This window comes from Allofournierella massiliensis (assembly GCF_004345265.1).
Classification (GTDB): domain Bacteria; phylum Bacillota; class Clostridia; order Oscillospirales; family Ruminococcaceae; genus Allofournierella; species Allofournierella massiliensis.
The window spans coordinates 25,773-31,772 of the sequence record NZ_SLUM01000035.1 but is presented as its reverse complement, the minus strand read 5'-3'; the positions used below and the strand labels follow the sequence as shown (position 1 = coordinate 31,772).

Genomic DNA, 6,000 nt, shown 5'->3' with positions numbered 1-6,000 from the left:
ACCAGCATTTTTATCCCCCCACACTATTATACCGCTTTCTTTTCCTCAATACGAGAAAAAGGCCACCTTTCGGTGACCTTTTTCGACAGGCTGACCGGAGAGCAGACTGCTCTCCGGTTTTTGCTTGTTTTAAAGGGATGCTCAGCCCCACAGCGGGCTGGGATACAGGCCGGCGTCGGTCTTTTCCCGGATGGCGGCCACCACCAGAGGCTTGTCCTCCTGATAGGTTACGCCGTGCCAGCGGTCGGTGCTGCGCAGCACCTTCACCCGGGCCTTGCCCTCTTCAATCAGGGCACTGACCACGCTGGGCAGGTAGAACTCCGCCTTCAGCGGGTTTTCCACCAGCGCCTTGTCCAGGAAGGCGGGGAAGCGGTTCGCAATTTCCTGCACGAAGCTGGGCCCGAAGCCCCACAGGTTCATGGAAACCACGCTGTCCGCGTCCAGATCGGTCCAGCTTTCGCCGCCGTCCTCGGAGAAGTGAATGCCCTCCGGGCAGGTTTCGATGCGGGTGCGCTCGGTCACGCTGTCCAGATAGCCTTCCCCGTTGGTCACGCAGATGCCGCGGGACACATAGCCGTTTTCGGTCACGGTGTTCTTCAGCAGGTAGCCCACCATGCTGTATTCGTACAGGCTGCCGTCCTCATGGGTGGACAGGTAATCGTAAATCACCCGGAACGCCTCGGGGCCGTAGTAGTCGTCGGCGTTGATCACCGCGAAGGGGGCGTCGATCACGTCCTGTGCACTCAGAATGGCATGGCTGGTGCCCCAGGGCTTGGTGCGGCCTTCCGGTACGGAATAGTCGGCGGGCAGCTTGTCCAGCTGCTGGTAGGCGTAGCGCACCTCCATGTGGGGGGCCAGACGGGCGCCGATGGTGGACTTGAAGGCCTCCTCGATCTCGTGCTTGATGATAAAGACCACGGTTTCAAACCCGGCCCGCTTTGCATCGAACACGGAATAATCCAGAATGGCTTCGCCGCAGCGGCCCACCGGGTCGATCTGCTTCAGGCCGCCATACCGGCTGCCCATGCCCGCGGCCATGACCACCAGAATCGGTTTTTTCGCCAAGGAAAACAACTCCTTAAATTATACTTTTTGTAGAAAGACTGTGAAATATCAGTCTTTGTAGCCGTTGGGGTTCATGCTCTGCCACTTCCAGCTGTCGGCGCACATGTCCTCGATGCCATATTCGGCTACCCAGCCCAGCTCGTTCTTGGCTTTGGTGGGGTCGGCCCAGCACTCGGCAATGTCGCCGGGGCGGCGGGGGTCGATCACATAGGGCAGGGTCTTGCCGCAGGCCTTCTCATAAGCATGGATCACATCCAGCACACTGTAGCCGTGGCCGGTGCCCAGGTTGCAGATGAACAGGCCGGGCTTCTGCTCCAGCTTTTTGATGGCTGCCACATGGCCGCGGGCCAGATCCACCACGTGGATGTAGTCACGCACGCCGGTGCCGTCCGGGGTGGGGTAGTCGTTGCCGAACACATGCACCTTCTCCAGGCTGCCCACGGCCACCTTGGCAATGTAGGGAACCAGATTGTTGGGGATGCCGTTGGGATCCTCACCGATCAGGCCGCTCTTGTGGGCGCCGATGGGGTTGAAGTAGCGCAGCAGGGCCACGTTCAGCTCGGGGTCAGCGGTGCAGCAGTCGGTGAGCATGCGCTCGTTGAACACCTTGCTGGTGCCGTAGGGGTTGGTGGTGGCGCCCACGGGGAAATCCTCGGTGATGGGCACGCTGGCGGGGTCGCCGTAAACGGTGGCGGAGGAGGAGAACACGATGTTGTGCACACCGTGGCGGCGCATGGCGTCCAGCACCACCAGAGTGGTCTCCAGGTTGTTGGTGTAGTATTCGATGGGCTTGGAAACGCTTTCGCCCACGGCCTTGTAGGCGGCGAACTGGATCACGGAATCAATGTCCGGATTCTGGGCAAACAGAGCTTCCACGGCCTGGGCGTCGGTGAGATCCACTTCCACGAAGCGGAAATCCTTGCCGGAGATCTGCTTGATCCGCTCCACAGCCTTGGGGCAGGAATTGTAGAAGTTATCAGCTACAACGATGTCGTAGCCGGCGGCCAGAAGTTCCACGCAGGTGTGGCTGCCGATGTAACCGGCGCCGCCGCATACCAAAATTGCCATTGCAAACACTCCCATTCTTTTGTTGTGTCGTAACCAGCACACTGCGCCGGAACAAGTGTCCGGGCGCAAAAAAACGGCCCTTGCCAGCGCATGGCGCAATGGGCAAAGACCGTTGCTGACTTGCTTTTAGTGTACGATAAAAAATGTTGTACGTCAATGAAAAATCATTGCATCATTCTGTCGGTTCGGAGCCTGCGTCCCGGGCCTGACGGCGGAATTCCGCGGGGGAAAACCCGGTGGCCCGCCGGAAGCTCTGGCTGAAATAGCTGGGGCTGGAAAAGCCCAGCTGGCGGCTGATCTGCTGCACCGGGATGCGGGTGGCGGCCAGAAGGCGCTTGCTTTCGCTGATGCGCCGTTCGATCAGGTAGCTGATGGGGCTGCAGCCCATTTCCCGGTTGAACACATGCACCAGATAGTACTTGTTCAGCCCTGCGTAGCGGGCCAGCTGATCCAGGGTGATGGGCTGGGCAAAGTGCTCGTCGATGTACTGGCGTACCCGGGCACATTCCAGGGCACTTTTGCGGCTGGAAGGAATGCTTGCCTGGCTCAGCGGGCAAACCCGGTTCAGCTGCAGAAGAATCAGGCCGGCAAGCTGGCGGCAGACCTCGTCAAAGGAATCGCTGTGCTGCTGCAGCTCCTGAAAAAACAGGCGCAGATAGGGTTCCAGCGGCTGGATGGTTCTGCTGGAAAGCACCAGATATCCCGCCGGCTGACCGCCCACACAGCAGGCACAGCACAGATCGATGCAGAGCATGGAAAAGGGCTCACGGATGGGCTGAACGCCGTAATGCGGGCACTGGGGGTTCAGCACAAGAAGATCGCCTGCATGCAGCTCCACCTGCTGGTCATCCACATCCAGCCGGCAGCTGCCCTGCAGAATGTACAGAAGCTCGGTAAAAATATGGCTGTGAAGGTCACAGCGGGCGGTGGGGCTGCCGTGATGGATGCTGGCGTGCAGCAATTGCACAGAGGGAAGCTGGCACGGCTGTTTGGGCTCAACGTCAAAGTGATGGGTGATCATGGTCCACAGTTCGCTCCTTCCGGGCCGGGAAAACGCCGCACTCCAAAGAGAGCGGACCGGGCGGCTGCTGTCAGATTTGCTACCTTAAGTATGAAGGGTGGGAATGTGTTCGTCAAGACCAAAAATGAAAAAATCTGGAAAATTTGGCGATGGCGGATAAAATATTAACAAATTGAAAACCTTTTTCCGAAACCTGCCGGGAGGGCAAGAAAAGCGGTGAAAATGGCCCCCCTCTTATTGAACCAAAAAGAGCGGTGGGGTATAATAAAACAATACGCAGAGAATAACACGCGGCAGAGCTTTGAAATGTTTTGGCGGTCAACCGCGTTTTAAGGATATGAGACAGAGCGCCCCGGGCGAGAAGGAAACCGCCGGGGGAAGGAAAGGGGAAGGAAACAGGATGCCTACATACCGGGAATTCAGGGAACAGGTGCGCAGGCGCAAACGCAAACGGGCGATGCGCCGGGCGTTGATTTTTGTTGTTGTGGTGGCGGCGGTGCTGGCGGCGGCTTATGGCGCGATTTGTCTGCTTGGCGAGCCGAGCTGGCTGAAGGGCGGCGATCAGACCCAGAGCACGCCGCAAAGCACCAGCATGACCCAGAGCACCCCGCAGGGCGAAAGCACGCCGGAGAGCGGCAGCGAAGCCCAGAGCGCCGCGCAGAGCCAGCAGCCCGCCAGCCCGGCGGCAGAGGGCACGGCCGCCGCATGGGACACCATGCAGCCGCTGGAAAAAACGCTGGATCAGACGGTGAACTCGCCGGACTTCCGGCTGCTGGGCCTGCCGGAAAACGGCCAGGTGGACATGAAGTACTTTGACCGCACCGCCATTCTGGGCGACAGTGTGAGCCAGGGCTGGAACGCATACAATACTTCCGATATGAAGGAGCACGCCTTTGTGTGCGCCTACAAGAACATCGGCCCCAGCCAGGTGGTGAACAACGAGGTGGCGGATCCGGGCGAAAATTCGGGCCGGGCACCGGAAGCAATCTTCGACACCATCATCAACAGCAACCCCAAGCGGCTGTATATCCTGCTGGGCACGAATGCGCTGGTGCGCAACGACGACGCGGCAGAGCAGTCGTATCTGGCCTATTACAGCCAGATGCTGGATAAGTTCCGGGAGGCGCTGGGCAGCGAGGTGGACATTTATGTGCAGTCGGTCACGCCGGTGCGGCCGGGTGTGAAGCAGCCGGGCCTTTACCGGGAACGGATTCAGCGGGTAAACAGCGAGCTGGCCAAGATGGCGGTGGAAAAGGGCTGCTACTTCATCAACCTGCACGAGGTGCTGGCGGATGCGAACGGCGATCTGCGGGCGGATCTGGCCGCGCAGGACGGGGTGCATCTGAACGCATCGGCTTATCCGCTGGTGCGGGATTATCTGACCACCCATACGGCCTATAATCCCGAAAACCCCTATCTGGAGGGCAGCCCTTATTATAAGGCTGCCGAATAAACGGCGCATCCCCGGCGGGATGCAGGGCAAACAGGAGACAACATGGCAAACAGCTATCGAGAATTCAGCAATCAGGTGCGGGGGCGGCAGCGCCGCCGCACGCAGCGGCGGGTACTGAGCATGGCGCTGCTGGCGGTGATGGTGCTGGGTGTTTCCGGGGTGATCACCTGGGGCATTCAGGCGGTGACCGGCTGGGGCGCGGAGGAACCTGCCACCAGCGAAACGGTACAGCCGGGCATTTCCGGCAGTGTGCTTGCGCCGCTGCCCATGCAGAACCCGGTGGTGGACACCAACGAAACCGGGTTTGAGCGGATGGGTCCGGTGCAGCAGACCGGGGACTACACCATCAAGACGCTGACCTATGAGGATATCATCCAGCCGGAATGCGGCCTGGTAGACAGCACGAAATATCTGCCGGACGTGGTGTTCCTGGGCGACAGTGTGACCGAGGGCCTGGATCTTTACGAGAACCCGGCCAAGGGCGTGGCTACGGTGCTTGGTTACCGGGGCGCGGTGCCCAGCGATATCGTGAACCGCAAGAGCATGAACCGGTACCAGTCGGAAACGGTGGTGGCTACCGAGGTGGCGCTGGATATTATTGCCCAGAAGCAGCCGAAGGCGGTGTATCTGATGTTCGGCGCAAACGCACTGGCCACCAGTGCGGACGAGGCGGTGGAAAAGGGCTATTTCGGCTACTACGAGCAGATGATCACCTCGATCCGGGAAGCAGCGGGGCAGGATGTGCAGATCTACATCCAGTCCATGACGCCGGTTACCACCGACTACACCAACACGAACCTGAACAACGAGCGCATCCAGCGCATCAACCAGCAGCTGGCCCAGATGGCGCTGGAGCAGGGCTGCCACTATCTGGATGTATACAGTTCACTTCTGGATGACAGCGGCGGGCTGAACCCCAGCTACACCACCGAGGGCCTGCATCTGAACTCGGCGGGCTACGGCGCCTGGATGGACTATCTGCTGCGGCATGTGGCCTACAGCAGCGACCTGCCCTATGTGATGGGCAGCACCTACTATCTGGCGGACAACGCCTGATGGGGCATGGAAACGGATCGGGCGTAAAAAGAGGATAACAAAAAGCAGCCGATGGGAATTCTCCCACCGGCTGTTTTTTGTCATCGGGATAAATGTGAAGAGAAGAGCAGGGCGAAGCACGAAAAAAGCCGGGCGCGGAACGGCAAGTGTTCCGCACCCGGCTGATGCTCGGGTTGATCAATATAAGGTGAAAGCGGTCAGGATGCGTCACCGGGGAAAATCCGCTGCGTACCTGCCAGAAAAACGTCCCGCGCCCCGCTGCCGGTCGAGTCCGCCAAAAGGGTGTTGGCGTACGTTGCTGAGGAAAGCCGGGTGCGAAACGGCAGGCGTACCGCAC

5 protein-coding genes are annotated in these 6,000 nt (G+C 59.7%); 2 read left to right on the top strand and 3 right to left on the bottom strand.

The genetic code is table 11. The features are described from left to right. Window positions 1-141: 141 nt before the first annotated feature. The 3 genes from EDD77_RS15865 to EDD77_RS15855 all read right to left on the bottom strand — a co-directional run bounded on the left by EDD77_RS15865 (window position 142) and on the right by EDD77_RS15855 (window position 3,154). Window positions 142-1,038, bottom strand: coding sequence for a nucleotidyltransferase family protein (locus EDD77_RS15865; RefSeq protein WP_058963892.1), 897 nt, complete (start codon window positions 1,036-1,038; stop codon window positions 142-144). A 75-nt stretch (window positions 1,039-1,113) separates the two neighbouring features. Then, window positions 1,114-2,133, bottom strand: a complete 1,020-nt coding sequence (galE, locus tag EDD77_RS15860) for a UDP-glucose 4-epimerase GalE (RefSeq protein WP_058963848.1) — start codon at window positions 2,131-2,133, stop codon at window positions 1,114-1,116. A gap of 172 nt (window positions 2,134-2,305) precedes the next feature. Beyond that, window positions 2,306-3,154, bottom strand: coding sequence for a helix-turn-helix transcriptional regulator (locus EDD77_RS15855; RefSeq protein ID WP_058963847.1), 849 nt, complete (start codon window positions 3,152-3,154; stop codon window positions 2,306-2,308). A 400-nt stretch (window positions 3,155-3,554) separates the two neighbouring features. Here EDD77_RS15855 and EDD77_RS15850 point away from each other — a divergent pair, with 400 nt between their 5' ends. Together EDD77_RS15850 and EDD77_RS15845 are read left to right on the top strand one after the other, a co-directional pair. Further along, window positions 3,555-4,607 carry a GDSL-type esterase/lipase family protein gene (locus EDD77_RS15850; RefSeq protein ID WP_058963846.1) on the top strand — a complete coding sequence of 351 codons (1,053 nt, stop codon included), beginning with the start codon at window positions 3,555-3,557 and terminating at the stop codon, window positions 4,605-4,607. Window positions 4,608-4,649: 42 nt separating this feature from the next. Continuing rightward, on the top strand, window positions 4,650-5,663 hold the full coding sequence (locus EDD77_RS15845; RefSeq protein ID WP_058963845.1) for a GDSL-type esterase/lipase family protein: 1,014 nt from the start codon (window positions 4,650-4,652) through the stop codon (window positions 5,661-5,663). Window positions 5,664-6,000 lie beyond the last annotated feature (337 nt).

Bases quoted from the DNA above. Each gene is read 5' to 3' on its own strand.
- EDD77_RS15865 (WP_058963892.1), bottom strand. From the start codon at position 1,038: ATGGCCGCGGGCATGGGCAGCCGGTATGGCGGCCTGAAGCAGATCGAC.
- galE (WP_058963848.1), bottom strand. From the start codon at position 2,133: ATGGCAATTTTGGTATGCGGCGGCGCCGGTTACATCGGCAGCCACACC.
- EDD77_RS15855 (WP_058963847.1), bottom strand. From the start codon at position 3,154: ATGATCACCCATCACTTTGACGTTGAGCCCAAACAGCCGTGCCAGCTT.
- EDD77_RS15850 (WP_058963846.1), top strand. From the start codon at position 3,555: ATGCCTACATACCGGGAATTCAGGGAACAGGTGCGCAGGCGCAAACGC.
- EDD77_RS15845 (WP_058963845.1), top strand. From the start codon at position 4,650: ATGGCAAACAGCTATCGAGAATTCAGCAATCAGGTGCGGGGGCGGCAG.